This is a genomic window from Yersinia rohdei ATCC 43380 (assembly GCF_000173775.1).
GTDB lineage: Bacteria > Pseudomonadota > Gammaproteobacteria > Enterobacterales > Enterobacteriaceae > Yersinia > Yersinia rohdei.
The window spans coordinates 1-18,652 of sequence record NZ_ACCD01000026.1 but is presented as its reverse complement, the minus strand read 5'-3'; the positions used below and the strand labels follow the sequence as shown (position 1 = coordinate 18,652).

The window sequence follows — 18,652 nt, the reverse complement described above, 5'->3', positions numbered from 1 at the left end:
CGTTATCCCAGTAGTCGTGCGCCTGCGGTGTCCAGGCGGCAAATATGAACAAAACCTTCATCGTTTTGCAGGTAATGATTTTGTAGCCAGCCCGCCATGCGCTGTGCGGTTTCTTTATCATTGCACACCGCAAACAGTGTTGGGCCGGAACCGGAAATACCACAGGCCAGAGCGCCAATATCATGCGCAGCTTGGCGGGCCGCTGCAAAGCCAGGCAGCAATTGGGTGCGGTAGGGTTCAGCAATAACATCTTTCATCATTTTAGCGGCCAAATCTGGCTGCTGGGTGTGACAGGCATGTATGAATCCGGCGACATTACGCCCGTGAGTGATGCAATCCTGACGACGATACTGAGCGGGCAAAATGGCCCGCGCCTCAGCAGTTGAAACTTTGATGCCCGGATACGCCATAACCCACAGCCAATCATCAAAACCGGGGACGTTTTGGCTAACATAATCGTCCTGCTCAAGAATCAGCTGCATCCCGCCCAAATAGCACGGTGCAACATTATCAAAATGGACACTGCCGGATACCCGCCCTTCCAACTCGCCCATCAGCTCAAGCAATCTATTTTTATTCAATGGATTGCCACAAAACTCGTTCATCGCCATCAGACCGGCGACCACCGAACAGGCACTGGAGCCAAGCCCCGAGCCAATCGGCATATTCTTTTCTAACACCATCGCCACCGGGATATCTTGGCCAATTTCCTGACAAAAACGCTCCCAGCATTGATACACAATATTCTGTTTCGGGTCATCTGGCAGCTTACTGACAAAACGGCCTTCATTGCGCAGACTGAAGCTATCGGCCGCGGTCACACTGACACAGTCACCCAGCAAAGTGCCGTCTATCGGCGAAACCGCAGCACCCAGAACATCAAAGCCCACGCTGACATTGCCAATCGATGCCGGAGCATAGATTTTAACCATATTTAAACTCCCAACTTCCATGATAATGTGCGTAAAAGATCGGCGAATACCCCGGCAGCAGTTACGTCATTACCCGCGCCATAGCCGCGAAGTACCAACGGGATTGGCTGATAATAGTGGGTGTAGAAAGCCAACGCATTCTCACCATTTTTAACTTTGTACAGCGGGTCGTTACCGTCAACAGCATCCATCCGGACAATACAGCGCCCTTCTTCGATAACCCCAACATAACGTAGAACTTTGCCTTCTTCTGCCGCATCCGCCACTCGGCGAGTAAACTCCGCATCGAGTGATGGCAAGCGGGCAAGGAAGCTGTCGACATCACCGGATGCATCAAAGCTTGCTGGCAGAACTGACTCAACCTCGATATCTGCCAACTCAAGTTTGTACCCTGCTTCACGGGCCAAGATCAACAATTTACGGGCGACATCCATCCCAGAAAGGTCATCGCGCGGGTCAGGTTCGGTATATCCCATCGCTTTGGCCTGCAATGTGGCCTCTGACAGGGTCATTCCCTCATCCAACTTACCGAAAATAAATGACAGTGAGCCGGACAAAATGCCCGTAAAGCGCATCAGTTCGTCACCTGCATTGAGCAAGTTCTGTAAGTTTTCGATGACCGGCAAGCCCGCGCCCACGTTGGTGTCATACAAGAATTTACGGCAAGATTTTGCCGCCGCAGCACGCATCTGACGGTAATAATTCATCGACGAGGTATTGGCTTTCTTATTTGGCGTAACAACATGGAAGCCATCGGCCAGGAAATCTGCATATTGATCCGCTACGGCCTGGCTGGACGTACAATCGACAATGACCGGGTTTAGTAAGTGATACTCTTTCACCAAACGGATCAGGCGGCTCAAGTTAAACGGCTCTTTTACTTCAGACAGCTCGTTACGCCAGTTATCCAGCGCAATGCCGTGCACATTGGTCAGCATAGCTTTCGAGTTGGCAATCCCACACACGCGCAAATCAATATGGCGCTGCTTCAACCACGGCTGTTGACGATAGATTTGTTCGATTAATGCGCCGCCCACCCCACCAACACCAATAACAAAGACTTCAATGACTTGGTCGGTATTGAACAGCATTTGGTGACAAACCCGCACCCCCGTGGTGACCGCATCATTGCTGACCACCACCGAAATAGAGCGCTCTGATGAACCTTGCGCGATAGCAATGATATTGATGTTGGCGCGGGCCAACGCCGAGAAGAAGCGGGCTGAGATCCCACGCAACGTGCGCATGCCATCGCCAACCACAGAAATGATGGCCAGCTGCTCCATGACGTCCAATGGCTCCAGCAGGCCATCTTTTAACTCCAGATAAAACTCATCTTCCAAGGCTCTGCGCGCGCGGAACAACTCCCCCTGAGGCACACAGAAACTGATGCTGTATTCCGACGATGACTGGGTGATAAGCACCACTGAAATACCGCTACGCGACATGACTGCAAAGACCCGGGCGGCCATACCGACCATCCCTTTCATTCCAGGGCCTGAAACGTTAATCATCGCCATATTATTCAGGTTGGTGATGCCTTTAACCGGGAAACCATCATCATTGCTTTCACCGCCAATCAAGGTGCCGGGTGCTTGTGGGTTCGAGGTGTTTTTTATGAGGCAAGGGATTTGGAACTGGGCGATAGGGGCGATGGTGCGGGGGTGAAGAACTGAAGCGCCAAAATAGGAAAGCTCCATGGCCTCCTGATATGACATCGATTTTAATAATCGCGCGTCAGGTACCACCCGTGGGTCGCAAGTATAAACGCCGTCGACGTCAGTCCAGATTTCACAACAATCAGCCCGTAAACATGCCGCCAGTGCAGCAGCAGAATAATCCGAACCATTACGCCCCAGCACCACCAATTCACCTTTGTCATTGCAGGCGGTGAAACCGGCCATCAGGATGATATGGTCAGCAGGAATGGCACTTGCACCAATCCGGCGGGTAGATTCAGTGATATCAACAGTGGATTCAAGATAGTGACCATGAGCCAGCAATTTCTCAACTGGATTAATCACGCTGACTGCATAACCTTTGGCTTGGAATAGCGCTTCCATTATAGCAATGGACAGTTTTTCGCCACGGCAGATGATGGCGGCATTAATGCTATCCGGGCATTGACCCAGCAATGAAATCCCGTGCAGGACATGTTTGAGTTGTGCGAACTCATGCGCAACCAGCGTTTTCAAACGATCGTAGTCAAAACCCGGTTGCGCTTTAGCCAACCCACTCAGCAGCTCGGAAAAAATCCGCTCTGCATCACTGATATTCGGCGAAATATCTTGCCCGGCAACCATTTTGTCGATCATCGCGACCAGATGATTGGTAATTTTAGCGGGAGCGGATAATACCGTGGCCACTTGCCCCTGACGCGCATTACTTTCAATGATATCGGCAACGCGCATAAAGCGTTCTGCATTTGCTACTGATGTCCCGCCAAATTTCAGCACTCGCATTTCTGGTTCTCTCCCGCTTTCGCGTTTTTTATCGCAAACTTTTTTTGCAAAGATTTGATTGAAAAAAAAAGCCCGCACTGTCTAGGTGCGGGCTTTTTTCTGTTGTTCCTGTACGCGTCAGCCCGCCCCGTAACCTGTGGTTTCGGTGGTGGTAATAATTGTTGTATTCAGGCTGATGTATCGCATTTCGTCTGTCTGTCTCATAAATTAAGCTCTCCCTCTATTGGTTAAAGCAATCGTCCCCTCAAGTCAAACTTTTTCATCCGAAACAGCAAAAAAAACCAACTAACTGATAATGGGTAATATGCTAATTAAGCAAGGGTTCCCAGAGAGTGAGAATCAAAATCCCGCCAAAACATTAGAGAATAAAACCACAAAATAATCGTTAATCGCTATAATACGCTGCACGAATTTTTTTTAACTTAATGACAAAAATACGCAGCCAGACATATTGATTCAATCTGCAAGATGAAATTCAAATAAAGGGCAAAATAGTCATACTCCCGCTAGTTATTTGTTCAAATGATTTTAAACGCAACAAAAATGAAATCTTTCTCACCTTGCTTTACATTTAACCAACATTGATGATAATTATTCTTATGCTTTTGGCCGAAATAGGCCGCTGACAACAAAAATAGTGCCACGGGCTTTATGTCGAAAGAATATTGATTTTAAACAATAAAAATCAATAGATTAGGAAAGTGATATTTTTGTTACGTCTGACACTCAATTTTTAATATTAATAACACTGAATCGATCACTTAATTTAACCCACTGTCGCTTAAGCTGGTATTCTTGTAAGTCTTTTTCACAAAAGTGTTAACGTGCTACAATTGAATTTGATATATGTCAACAAAGCGTAGTTTTGTTGGGTGGTAGATTCGGCTCACACTGTTATATTGCTGTTAATAGGGTTAGGATATGCGCCGCTTTTGTCGCCTTTGGGGCTGTAGGGAGTAACACCCCGACCGAGCTAGTGATGTTGTTGACGTTGATGGAAAGTGCATCAAGAACGCGTTTACGTACTTTAGTCATGTGATGAGCAGGATGACAAGCAACAAGTCAATAAAAATCCTAATATAACAAAGACTTCTGTACTTCCTATTTCTATTTTGTTGGCAATTTTAGGTAGCAAACATGCAGACCCCGCACATTCTGATAGTAGAAGACGAGATAGTTACTCGTAACACCCTGAAGAGCATTTTCGAAGCGGAAGGCTATGTTGTTCATGAGGCCAATGATGGCGCAGAAATGCACCACATCTTGTCTGAGAATGATATCAACTTAGTTATCATGGACATTAATCTGCCGGGCAAAAATGGCCTGTTGCTAGCACGAGAACTTCGTGAACAAGCAAGTGTTGCCCTTATGTTCCTGACAGGTCGTGATAACGAAGTAGATAAGATCCTTGGCTTGGAAATTGGCGCTGATGATTACATCACCAAACCTTTCAATCCGCGCGAATTAACCATTAGGGCGCGTAACCTGCTATCACGCACAATGAATCTGGGTAGCGTCGGCGAAGAACGCCGCTTGGTTGAGAGCTATAAATTCAATGGCTGGGAGCTGGATATCAATAGCCGCTCACTAATAAGCCCTGCTGGTGAGCATTATAAGCTACCACGCAGCGAATTCCGTGCCATGCTGCACTTCTGTGAGAATCCGGGCAAGATCCAATCCCGTGGCGAATTGCTGAAGAAAATGACCGGTCGTGAGCTGAAGCCACATGACCGTACTGTTGACGTGACTATCCGTCGTATTCGTAAGCATTTCGAGTCTACGCCAGACACCCCTGAAATCATCGCCACTATCCACGGTGAAGGTTATCGTTTCTGTGGTGACCTGGAAGAGTAAACCTCGGCCAGCTATTTGCCCTAAAAAGCCAGCATTTATATGCTGGCTTTTATCTTTCTATTACTGCTCACGCCACGGCATTATTGGCACCGCGCTTATCGCATTTTTCGGCGAACCATCAACAATCCTATCGGAATAAGTCAGGTAGATTAAAGCATTACGTTTCGGGTCGTAAAAACGAACCACTTGAAGCTTTTTAAACACCAGTGATGTCCGCTTCTGGAACACAACAGAGCCTTCAGATTTTCTATTCTTAATCTTCTCGCTTAACTCAATTGGCCCTACTTGCTGGCAAGAAATAGCCGCATCAGACGTATCCTCCGCCAACCCTAACCCACCTTTGATACCACCGGTTTTTGCCCGGCTGATATAACAAGTTACATTTTTAACGTCAGGGTCATCGAAAGCTTCAACCACGATTTTATGGTCTGGCCCAAGCAATTTAAATACTGTATCGACTGAGCCAATTTCCTCTGCATGGACGCCTATTGACCCTAAAGAAAGTAGACAACCAAGGAATATCCAGCTTTTTTTCATACACTTACTCCTATGTCGCTGAATAATAGTATTCAACATTAAATATTTTTATTTGAAATAAAACAGTGGTTAAAAAGCTACTTTATAAATCTTAGAAACCTTTTTAGCACAGAACACCCCTAAATTCTTAAGCAGTCGGAAACATAAAAAGTTGTTACTATGCGCCAGAGCTATTCTTTTGATATGACTAACACCCTAAATTTAGGCCGCTTTACGAGGAAGATCTATGGATCAAGCCAGTATCATTCGTGATTTGCTTAGCTGGCTAGAAAGCCATTTAGACCAGCCTTTAGCATTGGACAATGTCGCTGCCAAAGCAGGTTATTCGAAATGGCACTTACAGCGAATGTTCAAGGATGTCACCGGGAATGCTATCGGTGCTTATATCCGTGCCAGAAGGCTATCTAAAGCTGCTGTCGCATTACGATTAACCAGTCGACCTATTCTGGATATTGCCCTGCAATATCGCTTTGATTCGCAGCAAACCTTTACCCGCGCCTTTAAGAAACAGTTTGCGCAAACACCTGCGTTGTACCGCCGGTCTGAAGATTGGCATTCAGCGGGGATCTGTCCGCCTATTCGGTTGGGGGAATATACTTTACCGCAGCCTGAATTTGTTACTTTACCAGAACAGCACCTGGTGGGCCTGACGCAAAGTTACTCTTGTACACTTGAGCAAATTTCAACCTACCGTGCTGAATTTCGGACTAATTTCTGGCAACAGTATCTTGGTAATGCCGATCAATTGCCACCCGTGCTCTATGGCTTACATCACTCCCGCCCTAATCAGGAGAAAGATGATGAGCAAGAGATTTTTTACACCACGGCAATTGAGCCACAACATGTGCCGAGCAATGTGCAGGAAGGGCAGCCGGTTATTTTACAAGGTGGCGAATACGCACAGTTTTGCTATGAAGGGCCACTGGATGGATTGCAGAACTTTATCCTGACACTGTATGGCACCTGCTTACCACAGTTAGAATTGACCCGCAGATGTGGATACGATATTGAGCGATTCTTTCCACAGGGGAGGCCAAAAGAAGGGCCTCCGACTCTATTGAAGTGTGAATATCTGATTCCGATCAGGCGCTAGCGCTGTAGCTCATCAAGTGCTGGCATATCCAAGTGCGCGGTATCGCCAGCACTTTCAATCACCCAGCCAGAAGCCAACCACGGGCTTTCCTGATAATCAACACGGGATAGTGAACAGTTACGCAACCGCAACCGCCGCTCGGCATGAGCGGGCAAACCCAGTAATGTACTTAATAAACATCCCAGCGCCATACCATGACTGACTAATAGCGGCTTACTGCCCGCAGGAAGCTCTAAACAGCTATCCAGTGCTGCACGCATCCGCCACGCCAGCTCTGCCATCGACTCCCCTTGAGGAATTCGGCCGCCTTCAGTCCCGTTGACCATCTGTTTGCGCCATTGCTCTTCTTCTGGCGTTAAGCTTTCAATCGGACGTGTTTCCAGCACCCCCATATCCAGCTCGCGCAGCCGTGGGTCTGTTACTATGTTTAGCCCACAAGCATCGGCGATGATTTGTGCTGTTTGTTGCGTGCGCCCAAGGTCGCTGGTGATAATATGCGTGATACCTTGGTTACGAACGCGTTGCGCAACCAAATGTGCCTGACGTTGACCGACCTCGGTCAGAGGGCTGTCTGATTGGCCCTGGATCTGGCGCGAGGCGTTCCATACGGTTTCGCCGTGGCGCACGAGATATACCTGTAACATGTCATTTTTCCGTTATACTGCGTGAAATAAAAACTCAATCCACTTCACTATACCCAGTAGATTCAGAGTTGGGTCAACAACTGAAGCCGCCTATAAAAACAATCAATATCACTTATTTAGTTGTTTTATTTGGCTAGCAACCCTACACCTTGAAGATGACGGATATAGATTCTTAAAAATACTGAGACTTACTATGTACCATGTTGTTGCTGCAACTACCAACCCTGCAAAGATTAAGGCTATCAGCCTCGCATTTGACGACGTTTATGGCCCCAGCCAATATCGCATCGAAGGTGTTAATGTCGAAAGTGGCGTCTCTCCGCAACCGATAGGCAGCGTTGAGACACGCACTGGTGCCAGACAACGAGTGAGTAATGCACGTCAGATGCGCCCTGAGGCTGATTTTTGGGTCGGGGTAGAAGCCGGTATTGAAGATAATATGACCTTTGCATGGATGGTAATTGAACACTTACAGTTGCGGGGAGAATCCCGTTCTGCCAGTTTGATGCTGCCCGAGATTATATTGCAAGGGATTCGCCAAGGCCGTGAGCTGGGCGACGAAATGGCAGATTTAACCGGAATTTCGAATGTAAAGCATCAGGGCGGTGCTATTGGGATTTTTACCGATGGGAAATTGACCCGAACCGGTGTTTACCACCAGGCACTGCTGCTGGCACTGGTTCCTTTTCATAATGAAATTTACCAGCGCCCAGTGCAGCAAGATTAAAGTTTGCCCAACGGAGGGGCGATTACGGCTGGTTTGAAAGCAACTGTTCTTCAAGCCAGTTTTTCAGCTCTGGTGGGGCGGTTTTCAAGCTATTCGAACCACGAGTGATAGTGGCGATACCGGCACCCAATTGGTTTTTCAGTTCCCTCTGACTTAATTCCCCGCGCATTAACTCCTCAATGATACGCACACGAGTACCAAGAGCCGTGCGTTCATCCGGTGTCAGCATCAATTGCAAGAGTGGCAAATGCAGATCTTGCGCAATCGCATTTTGTAACAGCGCAACAAAACTCAACCAATGTTGGTTATCTTCAGGGGATAACGCTGGGTCAGGAGCTTGTGCGCTGTTAATTGGATGGTGGATATCAGGCAGGTTTTCTTCATCAGCCGACAGATTAGATTCGGTGAATCGCGGTGTTGTCATGATATAGACCCTAAGTACTATTTAACTAGTACTTAGGATAACATAAGGCCAGATATAGCCAAAGCACTTGAAGCCGCAGTTAACTCTCTACAGCTTCAAGTTCAAGGCTATCCTCTGCGGAGCCCAGAACCAAAGGCAGCCAGCGAGCAAATCCCGGGGGCGCGAGCGCAGCTAACACCGCCGCAGCGCCAAGGACGCAGGGGATCAGTAGCGCCGCTGCCACTCAGCATCACTCAGCACCTTCGCTGGGCGATTCATAAAATGACGATAGAAAGCATCGTAGGCCAGTACATTTTTCACGTAGCCTCGGGTTTCTGAGAACGGAATGCTTTCGATGAATGCCACGGCATCTACTTGCCCGCCACTGTTTCCTAGCCAGGTGTTGACCCGTGATGGGCCGGCATTATAGGCGGCACTGGATAAAATACGGTTGCGGCCAAATTGCTGATATACCTCTTCCAGATAGCTGGTGCCTATCTCGATGTTGGTGATAGGGTCAAGCAGCTGGCTGCTGTTGACATAACCTGGGATGTTATTCAGTTTGACGGTATGTTCCGCAGTCCGGGGCATCACTTGCATCAGACCTGCCGCACCTACCGGAGATTGTGCTTTCGGGTTCCAGGCACTTTCCTGACGAGCAATGGCCATCGCATAACTTGGGGTGATTCCTTTCCCTTCTGTTGCCTGATGGAATTCTTTCGGCCATGCCAGTGGGAAGCGCTCTTCCAGATGGTCCCATAATTTGGCCACGATGGTTGCCTGAACACTCAAATCCGCCCATTTTTGGTTAAAGGCATAGCGCGCTAATGCTTCCTGCTCAGGTTTACTGCGGCTGGCAACCAAATAACTCCACTCGTTGCGGGCCAGATTATCCATATTCCAATACATTAACTCGCGCACTCGGGCTATTTCTGGCCGCTGCGTCAGTGAAGCATCGGGTTTAGTCGCAACCTCAACATTGATGGGGTACGCCACCCCCAATTTTTGGGCTGCAACCATAGGATAAAAGCCGCGCTCCTGCATCAGACTGCGCAAGATAGCTTCGCCTTCAGCTTTCTTGCCTTGATCTAATAACAGTGAAGCACGCCAATAACGCCACTCATCTTTGTTTTGTGCCTCTGCTGGCAGGCGGGCCATCCAGGTTGCCAGCCCCTGGCGGTCACCGCTGCCCAGAGACATGCGAATACGGCGCTCCAGCAATGGCGTGGAGTGGCTACGTAAGGTGACTTGATCTCGCCATTTAGCTTGGTCATAAGTGGCATCAGTGCCCATTAAGCGCCAGGCGACGGCTTCTTCCAGCTCCAGCTTCTCGCTGTCACTCATTTTTTGTAGCCGCACCAAGCTTGGGATCATCGCGCGCGCATTTTCTACGTCCTGACGCGCCAGCCGGGTAAAGCCAATAATGGTCGCTGAGCGGGTAAAATCTGTTGGCCCCACCGTGCGGGCAAAGCTTTCAACACTGGCGGGATCACTTTGCAATTTCGCCAGCGCCGTCCCCATGGTTTGATAATCGGCTGGCAATTGTTTGAGTAAGAAACTCACCAAGCTGGCATTGCCCTCTTGAAGCGCTAACTTCATACGGGCCAGAGTTGCCAGTGGTGTTTGATGCCCGGCTTGTTGCCAGACACTGAATAATTTATCGCAGCTACCCGGTAGCGACTGACCATTGAGCCAGATCTCACTGGCCCCGTCCCAGGCGACTTGCTGTTCGCCAGTTGCCCATTTTGCATAGTAATAATTACAGCGGGCAGCAACCGGTTTTGGTGCTTGCGGACTGAAAGCCAATAACCCACGCCAATCCTCGCGACGAGCCAGTTCATTAACAAAACGGGATGACAGCGAACGTGCGGGCGGCAATGTGGGGTTACGACTCAGAAAATCGTTCACTTGGGCCGCACTCACTTGGCCTAAATCTTGAGTTAACTGGCGGTATTCCAGATACGGGTACAGAGGATAATCACGCAACATAGGCATCAGTTGCGCGACAGTATCCATCTGATTGCTGTCCCAAGCTTGTTTAACTTGTTGATAGCGTTGCCGTTGGGCATCAATAGAGTCTGCGAATGCCACTCCTGAAGTCGTCACCAGACACACGCCAATCGCCAGATATTGCCACTTGTTCATACTGCCTTTTCCTCACTGGTTGTTGGCTACTGCATTTCACTTACCGCAACTTCTGATTAGCATAGTCATAATTAGTTCCGGCGCAGGACATACTAACTAAGAGTTTCACCTGATAGCTAGCGATTACACGTGTCAATACAAAGGGAAAATTAATATTCCTGGATGATGGCTTCAATTCCAGAAAGTTAAAAAGATAGCGGACAAAATAGTTTACCGAGTAATTACTTATTATTCACTGAGTTACCCGTCATTAATCACTCAATGTTTCGACTTTATTATCTCAGATCAAGACACTATTTTGATAAAAATCTACTATCCTTGCTTAATATAACTATGTTGATGTAAATATATCATTCAGAATCATTTTTTTGTCTTTTAATAAAAATCAAATAATTAAGGAGCAGGATTTTTTCAAGGAAGAAAGAAGGTCATTTTCTCTGCCCCATAGCTCGATAATTAGATTAAATGGATAAATTTCAGATTTATTAATTTTTAAGAAGGTTCTTTCAATGCAAAACTCATCAAACCATTCACCCGGAGCGAAACCCCCAGAGGGCAGGGCCTGGTATCAGCTTACTGCGGAAGAATCTTTGCAGCATTTAAATAGCCGCGAAGAAGGTTTAACCCCACAAGAGGCGGAAGAACGTCTTAAACAATACGGTCCCAATGCACTACCCGCCCAAAAACGTAAGCATCCCCTGCTTCAGTTTTTAGCACATTTTAATGATGTTCTGATTTACATTCTTTTAGCTGCAGCATTAGTCAAAGGCCTAATGGGCCACTCTGTTGACACTATTATTATCCTTTGCGTGGCTGTTATTAATGCCTTAATTGGCTATGTTCAGGAAAATAAAGCCGAGAAGTCACTGAAAAGCATCCAAAATATGCTTTCCAGTAAAGCTGTGGTTATCCGTAATGGCAGCGCACAAACTATTGATGCGCAGAATTTAGTCCCGGGAGATATTGTCACATTAAAACCAGGGGATAAGATTCCAGCCGACCTTCGATTACTGGAAGCCCACAACCTCCAGATTGAAGAAGCTATCTTGACCGGTGAATCCACTGTGGTTGAGAAGCAAACCGGCGTTATTGAAAACGAATCCGTTATTGGTGATCGCAAAAACCTGTTGTTCTCGGGCACCACCATCAGTGCTGGCACCGCGAAAGGTTTAGTGATTGCCAGTGGTGGCGATACCGAATTGGGTCATATTAACCAAATGATGTCGGCGGTCGAAGCCACCCGCACCCCGCTATTGCAACAGATGGATAGGCTGGGCAAAGCCATTTTCATTCTGATTTTGGTGATGATGGCCTTCTTGTTCGTCTTCGCCTTTATCTTGCGCGACCTGCCAGTCAATGAATTGCTGCTAGCCTTAATCAGTCTGGCTGTGGCCTCAGTTCCTGAAGGCTTGCCGGCTATTATTTCAATTATTCTGTCCTTGGGTGTGCAGGCGATGGCGCGCAACCGCGCTATTATTCGCAAGCTGCCAACGGTAGAAACCTTAGGTGCCATGACCGTCGTCTGTTCCGATAAAACCGGTACATTGACGATGAATGAAATGACCGTCAAAGCGGTGATTTTGGCAGAGCATTGCTACCGTGTAGAAGGCGAAAGCTACGAGCCGGTCGGCAATATTTATCCTGAGGGCAGTGACCAGAAAGCCACCCTGGCAGGGCCATTAAAGACCTTTATCACTGCAGTAAACCTCTGTAATGACAGCCAAATTCAAAAGAACGAGCAAGGCCATTGGACGATTACCGGCGGCCCGACGGAAGGTGCGCTGAAAGTGTTGGCGGCCAAATCCGGCATTGAACTTGGCCCAGTGGTGCAACAGGGTAAAATTCCTTTCGATTCAGCTTATAAATACATGGCCACCAGCCATCAAGTTGAGTCTGAAAACAGTATCTTCCTGACCGGCGCGCCTGATGTGCTGTTCACCTTCTGCCAGCAAGAACTGACGGACAACGGCTTTGCGCCATTCCGCCGTGATTACTGGGAAGCAGAGATGGCGCGCTATGCTAAACAGGGCTTGCGCATGGTCGCCGCGGCTTTCCGCCCGACCGAGCAGGCCGTCAGCGAGCTAGACCACAGTGACATCCAGCAAGGCATGGTGTTTGTTGGCATAGCGGGCATGATGGACCCACCTCGTCCAGAGGCCATTGATGCCATTGCCACCTGTCAGCAAGCCGGTATTCGCGTGAAAATGATAACCGGTGACCATCAGGAAACCGCAATGGCGATTGGTGCCATGCTGGGGATAGGTAATGGGAAAGACTCCATTACCGGTGGCCAATTGGAGCATATGGATGATGCACAGCTGGCGGAAGCTGCTGTTCGTTATGATATTTTTGCCCGTACTAGCCCAGAACATAAACTGCGTCTGGTCAAAGCCTTGCAAGAGAAAGGTGAAATCGTCGGGATGACCGGTGATGGCGTCAATGATGCTCCGGCGCTGAAACAGGCCGATGTGGGTATCGCCATGGGTATCAAGGGCACCGAGGTGACAAAAGAAGCCGCCGATATGGTGCTGTCAGATGATAACTTCGCCACCATCGCCAGTGCGGTTGAAGAAGGCCGCCGAGTCTACGATAACCTGAAGAAAACCATTCTGTTTGTGTTGCCGACCAACCTGGCGCAAGGGTTATTGATTATCTTTGCCATTCTGGTGGGTGCGGTTATCCCATTGACGCCATTGCAAATCCTCTGGATAAACATGGCAACCTCTACCACGCTGTCCTTCGGTTTAGCATTTGAACCGGCAGAAAGAGGCATTATGCGCCGCAATCCTCGTGACCCGTCCAAGCATGTATTAGATGGCCATGCCATCTGGCGCATTGCTTTTGTCGGCACCTTGATTGCCTGTAGCGCATTCGCCCTGGAAGCCTATATGGAACCGCGCGGTTACAGCACTGAATTTATCCGCACCGTGTTAATGCAAACCCTGGTGACCGCCCAGTGGATTTATATGTTTAACTGCCGTGTGATGGACAGATTCCCATTAAACAAAGAAGTCTTTGTTAACAAAGGGCTATGGTTAGTTTCTGGCGTGTTAATCCTGTTGCAGTTAGCCATTATCTATCTGCCATTTATGAATACTGCTTTCGGTACCGAGCCATTACCGGCTTATTATTGGGGCATCACTCTGCTGGTCTCTATCGCCATCTTCCTGATCGTCGAAGTTGAGAAGTGGGTCATAGGGCGCTTCAAACGCGCATAAAAAATCCTGACTGATTTCATTCAGTTAGATACATAAACCCGGCTAATAAGTCGGGTTTTTTTATTTGTTAAAAATCGGACTTAAGATAAATCGCATATTGCCGATACCATGACTATTATTGCATCAATTAAATCTTATAATAGAGATGATTTATTCATTGGCCGCAGCAATTAACTCGCCCTATAGGAAGCGCAAAAATGAACACAATACCTTGCGCAATTAATGGCGTCAGTGATGATAAGTATTATTATCCGCGAAAACGGACGATATGGCGGCGTGTCTGGCGAGCCGGTGCTTACACTTTGTTATTTTTTTCAATATTATTCGCCTCATGGCCTTTACTGGCGGCAAATAATCTCAGTGAAGAGCAGGTGCATGAGCGCAGTGATGCCGCCGCAAAAATGGTGTTGGGCATTATCAGTTATTCGCGCTGGCCAGTGGCACCGAAAATCATTCGTTTGTGTGTTGTTGCACCAACACAATATGCAGAAGAATTATTTAACCCAGCATTAATGGAAACCACACATCCTATTTACACCCAGCGTTATTCATTGCCCAATTTCGCAATAGCGGACAATTGTGATGTGGCGTATTTGGGCCTTATTGACGAGCAACATCGCCAAGAGCTGGCGGTTCAATTATCCCAACACCCAGTTCTTACCATCAGTGAAGATTACGACGAATGCACTTTGGGCAGTGCCTTTTGTCTGCTACTGGAAGATAAGCAAGCCTCTTTCAAAGTTAATATGGATGCATTAGCACGCAGTGGGGTGAAAGTGCACCCCAGTGTGTTGCAACTTGCCCGTAAAAAGGCTGACGCATTATGAATTCAACAAAAAATAAATCCGCTGAACGGAATCAAGCCCAGGCAGTAAAACTCCCTACTCTGGGTCGAGTCTTGGGCAAAATACATTTAACCGTGGCAATAGTTTCGGTGGTTACAGCAGGTATTTTCCTGACATTAGCCGCCCTGTTCGCCTTAAGAGTTTATGCTGAGCATAACCTGCATTTGATCGCGCGTTCTATCAGCTATACCACTGAAGCCGCAGTTGTTTTTGGTGACACAATGGCCGCCAATGAATCTTTGGCTCTCATTGCTAAAAATGAAGAAGTCGAACAGGCCAAAATTCTGGACAAAAATGGCCGGGAGGTCGCCAGCTGGACACTCCCTGAGAGCGGCCCGCTTCATTTCCTGGAGAGAAGTGCTGCCCGCTGGGCACTGCCTGAACCGGTGGTGGTTCCAGTAATTCATTCCGGTAATGAAATTGGCAAAATAATCATTGCCGGTCATGGCGGTAGCCTGCTGCGTTTCCTGCTACAAGGGCTGGCAGGCCTACTGGTTTGCCTGATTCTTAGCTGTGTGGTGGCACTCTACCTGTCACGCCGCATGCTTTTTGGCATCATCGGCTCACTGAATCGCATAACTGAGGTGGCTCATAATGTCAGCCGCAACCGCAGTTTTGGTCAACGCGTTCCCTCGGCACAAATCGCCGAGCTAAATGAGCTAAGCAATGACTTCAATGGGTTGCTGGAAGAGTTGGAAGTTTGGCAAAGAAACTTAACACTGGAGAATGACTCACTCGCCCACCGCGCAGCCCATGATAGCCTGACCGGTTTGGCAAACCGCGCCTTCTTTGAGGGCCGCTTAATTCGGACACTTAAAGAGTGTAAATCCAAAGAACACGCCGCGGTTTTATTTCTCGATGGCGATCGCTTTAAAGACATCAATGACAACTATGGCCATGCAACAGGCGATATTGTGCTCACCACCATTGCTGACCGTATTCGCGCCCTGCTGCGTGAGTCCGATTTAGTGGCCCGTCTGGGTGGTGATGAGTTTGCGATATTACTGGCCCCTATTTATAACACTGACGATGTGTTAACCATTGCCGACAATATTATCGACAGTATGGCTCAGCCAATAATACTGCCGAATGGCAGTGAAATAATCACCTCACTCAGCATTGGAATTGCAATTTACCCTGACCATGCACAAACGCCGGACGAATTATTACGACGGGCAGATGAAGCCATGTATCAGGCGAAAAAAGGTTTTCAACCATGTGGACGAGGCACTGTTCAACATGCTGGCTTCACTCATACAGAAAAGACAGGGTAAGTGACATGCATTTAACAAGGAATCACCATAACCATCCCCTTTGGATGGGCTTTATTGCTCTTTGCCTGCTGGCGCTCGCGGGCTGCCAGGCTAAACCATCAGGGCTGACAGCAGAACAAATTGCAGCTTTACAGGAGCAAGGTTTTAAATTAACGGATAATGGCTGGGAATTTGGGTTAGCTAATAAAGTGTTATTTGACACTGATATCAGAGAATTAAACTCTACGGGCAAACAAACTGTAGAGAGCATTGGCCGGGCATTACACAATGTTGGCATCAACCACTTACGAGTTGATGGTCATACCGACTCAACTGGCGAAGACGGTTATAACCAGCAATTGTCATACCAGCGGGCGGCAGCCGTTGCAGATTCGCTGTCGGCCAGTGGTATTCCACGGGCAAGAATTGATGTCCGTGGCCGAGGGGAATTAGAGCCGGCGGCCGATAATAAAACGGCTCAAGGCCGGGCAGAAAACCGCCGTGTGGCCATTATAGTGACCGCGTAATAACCTTAATGGTGTGTTGGTTGGTTTGCACTCTTATTTTCCTGCGCCTACTTATGTTCTTGAGCCTAAGTGACCCCCAGCAAATGAGCGAATCCCGATGAGCTTACAGAGTTAAGCGATTCGGGTAAGTGAAAGCAGCCAACACCACTGCGACTTGAAATATATCCATAGCATACCCAATAGATTTCAAGGCGCAGGTAGGCGGCAAATGAGCGAATCCCGTTGAGCTTACAGAGTTAAGTGATTCGGGTAAGTGAATTAAGCCCGGTTTTGTACCTTATTTCTGTAAGAGATGATATGCGCAATTTTACTGAAAAAACATATCACAACTCTTTATTTACTATCACGCAGTACCCAAATTGATTTTTCAGTAAAATACTGTTGTAAGAAAATTTCATTACCACCAGTTAGATCTTTAATCGTTGCTTTTTCAAAGTCTGTTTTTAAAATAAATATTCCTCTATACATCTCACCTAGAGGAATACCTATACCAATTAAAACAACTAGTAATGGTATCAATTTTTTCGGCCAATTTGTGTAAACTAATGCTTTACCACAAGCTAGAGCAAGCACAGCTATCCCTGGGATAGATGCCCTCATAGCAAAATCATTGAGTGGCCCAACCTTATATAAAGGAATTAAGCAAAGTGACACGACGGAAATTATAAGAAAACTTTTTGGTATATTTGTCTTACACGTAAGCATAACCAATACAGCCCCACCAATTTCAAGTGCAAGAAAAAGGAAGAAGCTACTAATAGTAAAACAAGGTGAATTTGGAATTATTGTACACCTATTACTCCAGATCGGACCACTTATAATCTCCCCAGTATTAGACAGCAAGTACAATACTATTGGAAGCCCAACAACCACACTAACAATTATATTTTCAATATTAACTATTGATTTATACAACCCAAATCTACTAAGAATTGGCAAAACAAATGGCAACAAACCCACGGCGACAAAAGGGGACCAAAAAGCAATAAATATTAATAACATCGCCAACAAACCGCCTTGTAGGTTATTACTATCTAATCTTTTTAAAAGAATTGTAATTCCTATCCATCCTGGAATCGCATGTTGTTGCACCCAGAATAAAGATGTTGTATTCGATGCATATTCAATCCACCCCGCCCACCATTCAAAATGTAAAGGGAGATCAACCTGAAATTTAGTTATCAGGTATCCAATATTATCGGCACCACTAAAAAATATAAATGCAAATATAACAATAGAGGCATTTAATTTTGATTTTATGTTTGAAACCACCCCCCAAAAGAAAAGCACAACGCCAATTAACGACCATATAGATGAAATTAATATCCCGCCATTACCATTAAATAGCTTCATCACTAATGCAGGAGTAAGATACCATCCAAGATAGTACCTCATATTCCCATCCTCAGTGTTTACAGGCCATGAATTATGAGATAAAACATTTAAAATGGCATTGTGTTTTATCCAATCATAATTTTGACTTACCCCAAACAGCCCACCTGACAATAACACCCATATAGAAGATATAGCAAACACCAAGAATAATAACTTAATATTACCATCCAGCTTCCATTGCGTTTTTTTTATTACTTTATATAGAATATAACTTAAAATAATTATAGCTGAAAAACCTATCCACACTTTAGCAAAACAAGCAAAGAAAATAAAAACAGGCAATCCCAAATATACGAGTGATAAAAAATCACATATTGTATAATCGTAACTCACATTCTTTTGTTTTATCATTTTACGATCTTAAATTTAAAATTTAGCCAATTGTTTTACTCCAAACCCAAGTTTAATGTCAATATATTAATATATTATTCATCCGGAATTCGTAGTATAGCCTTAGCGTAATCAGGCTTTTTTTCATAAAATGTTAAATATCTCGCATCACCAACCTCAGATTCCCCTAAAAAGTTATAATACTGCGGATCTTGTGGATAGCAAAAATAGCCATTAATCACTGCCTCAGTAGCATCTGTAAATTGAACATGGTTTTGTTGAATAAA

At 46.6% G+C, this 18,652-nt stretch carries 17 protein-coding genes and 1 other annotated feature; of the genes, 7 read left to right on the top strand and 10 right to left on the bottom strand.

The window, feature by feature from the left end:
* Positions 1-2 precede the first annotated feature (2 nt).
* From thrB to yjjY, 4 genes are all read right to left on the bottom strand, one after another.
* The gene (gene thrB / locus YROHD0001_RS03960) at positions 3-932 is read right to left on the bottom strand and encodes a homoserine kinase (RefSeq protein ID WP_004715920.1); all 930 of its coding nucleotides are present in this window, start codon (positions 930-932) and stop codon (positions 3-5) included.
* A 2-nt stretch (positions 933-934) separates the two neighbouring features.
* Positions 935-3,394, bottom strand: coding sequence for a bifunctional aspartate kinase/homoserine dehydrogenase I (gene thrA, locus YROHD0001_RS03965; RefSeq protein WP_004715919.1), 2,460 nt, complete (start codon positions 3,392-3,394; stop codon positions 935-937).
* Between the two features lie 61 nt (positions 3,395-3,455).
* Positions 3,456-3,573 (bottom strand) — a sequence feature (Thr leader region).
* Positions 3,512-3,580: a thr operon leader peptide gene (thrL, locus tag YROHD0001_RS19770; RefSeq protein WP_002231504.1), complete on the bottom strand. Its 69-nt coding sequence runs from the start codon at positions 3,578-3,580 to the stop codon at positions 3,512-3,514. It overlaps the preceding feature by 62 nt.
* A gap of 708 nt (positions 3,581-4,288) precedes the next feature.
* A complete protein-coding gene (gene yjjY, locus YROHD0001_RS20765; RefSeq protein ID WP_004715917.1) occupies positions 4,289-4,429 on the bottom strand; it encodes a YjjY family protein in 141 nt (46 codons plus the stop codon).
* A 102-nt stretch (positions 4,430-4,531) separates the two neighbouring features.
* Between yjjY and arcA the strand changes: the two genes are divergently transcribed.
* Positions 4,532-5,248, top strand: coding sequence for a two-component system response regulator ArcA (gene arcA / locus YROHD0001_RS03975; RefSeq protein WP_004706052.1), 717 nt, complete (start codon positions 4,532-4,534; stop codon positions 5,246-5,248).
* A gap of 60 nt (positions 5,249-5,308) precedes the next feature.
* On the opposite strand, the gene creA is transcribed toward arcA, so the two are convergent.
* The gene (gene creA / locus YROHD0001_RS03980; protein ID WP_004715916.1) at positions 5,309-5,785 is read right to left on the bottom strand and encodes a protein CreA; all 477 of its coding nucleotides are present in this window, start codon (positions 5,783-5,785) and stop codon (positions 5,309-5,311) included.
* Positions 5,786-6,011: 226 nt separating this feature from the next.
* On the opposite strand from creA, the gene robA reads away from it, so the two are divergent.
* Positions 6,012-6,878: an MDR efflux pump AcrAB transcriptional activator RobA gene (robA, locus tag YROHD0001_RS0118425; protein WP_032817604.1), complete on the top strand. Its 867-nt coding sequence runs from the start codon at positions 6,012-6,014 to the stop codon at positions 6,876-6,878.
* Here robA and gpmB read toward each other — a convergent pair.
* Positions 6,875-7,522 carry a 2,3-diphosphoglycerate-dependent phosphoglycerate mutase GpmB gene (gene gpmB, locus YROHD0001_RS03985; RefSeq protein ID WP_032817601.1) on the bottom strand — a complete coding sequence of 216 codons (648 nt, stop codon included), beginning with the start codon at positions 7,520-7,522 and terminating at the stop codon, positions 6,875-6,877. The two genes, robA and gpmB, sit on opposite strands and share 4 nt — an antisense overlap.
* Before the next feature lie 193 nt (positions 7,523-7,715).
* Here gpmB and yjjX point away from each other — a divergent pair, with 193 nt between their 5' ends.
* Entirely contained in the window at positions 7,716-8,249 is a 534-nt protein-coding gene (gene yjjX, locus YROHD0001_RS03990; RefSeq protein ID WP_004715913.1) for an inosine/xanthosine triphosphatase, read from the top strand.
* Positions 8,250-8,271: 22 nt separating this feature from the next.
* Here the strand turns inward: yjjX and trpR are convergent, their stop codons facing one another.
* Together trpR and sltY are read right to left on the bottom strand one after the other, a co-directional pair.
* Positions 8,272-8,673, bottom strand: a complete 402-nt coding sequence (gene trpR / locus YROHD0001_RS03995) for a trp operon repressor (RefSeq protein ID WP_004715912.1) — start codon at positions 8,671-8,673, stop codon at positions 8,272-8,274.
* A gap of 204 nt (positions 8,674-8,877) precedes the next feature.
* Positions 8,878-10,797: a murein transglycosylase gene (gene sltY, locus YROHD0001_RS04000; RefSeq protein ID WP_004715911.1), complete on the bottom strand. Its 1,920-nt coding sequence runs from the start codon at positions 10,795-10,797 to the stop codon at positions 8,878-8,880.
* Between the two features lie 509 nt (positions 10,798-11,306).
* Here sltY and YROHD0001_RS04005 point away from each other — a divergent pair.
* From YROHD0001_RS04005 to yfiB, 4 genes are all read left to right on the top strand, one after another.
* Entirely contained in the window at positions 11,307-14,015 is a 2,709-nt protein-coding gene (locus tag YROHD0001_RS04005; protein ID WP_004715910.1) for a cation-transporting P-type ATPase, read from the top strand.
* Positions 14,016-14,212: 197 nt separating this feature from the next.
* Entirely contained in the window at positions 14,213-14,842 is a 630-nt protein-coding gene (gene yfiR, locus YROHD0001_RS04010; protein ID WP_004715909.1) for a regulatory sequestration protein YfiR, read from the top strand.
* Positions 14,839-16,134: a diguanylate cyclase DgcN/YfiN gene (gene dgcN / locus YROHD0001_RS04015; protein ID WP_042542331.1), complete on the top strand. Its 1,296-nt coding sequence runs from the start codon at positions 14,839-14,841 to the stop codon at positions 16,132-16,134. The genes yfiR and dgcN overlap by 4 nt, the downstream gene beginning before the upstream one ends.
* 44 nt (positions 16,135-16,178) lie before the next feature.
* Entirely contained in the window at positions 16,179-16,640 is a 462-nt protein-coding gene (gene yfiB / locus YROHD0001_RS04020; protein WP_004715907.1) for an outer membrane lipoprotein YfiB, read from the top strand.
* 333 nt (positions 16,641-16,973) lie between these two features.
* Here the strand turns inward: yfiB and YROHD0001_RS04025 are convergent, their stop codons facing one another.
* Positions 16,974-18,386, bottom strand: a complete 1,413-nt coding sequence (locus tag YROHD0001_RS04025) for a hypothetical protein (RefSeq protein ID WP_004715906.1) — start codon at positions 18,384-18,386, stop codon at positions 16,974-16,976.
* A 74-nt stretch (positions 18,387-18,460) separates the two neighbouring features.
* A partial coding sequence (locus YROHD0001_RS0118420) for a hypothetical protein (protein WP_032817597.1) occupies positions 18,461-18,652 on the bottom strand: 192 nt, incomplete at its 5' end.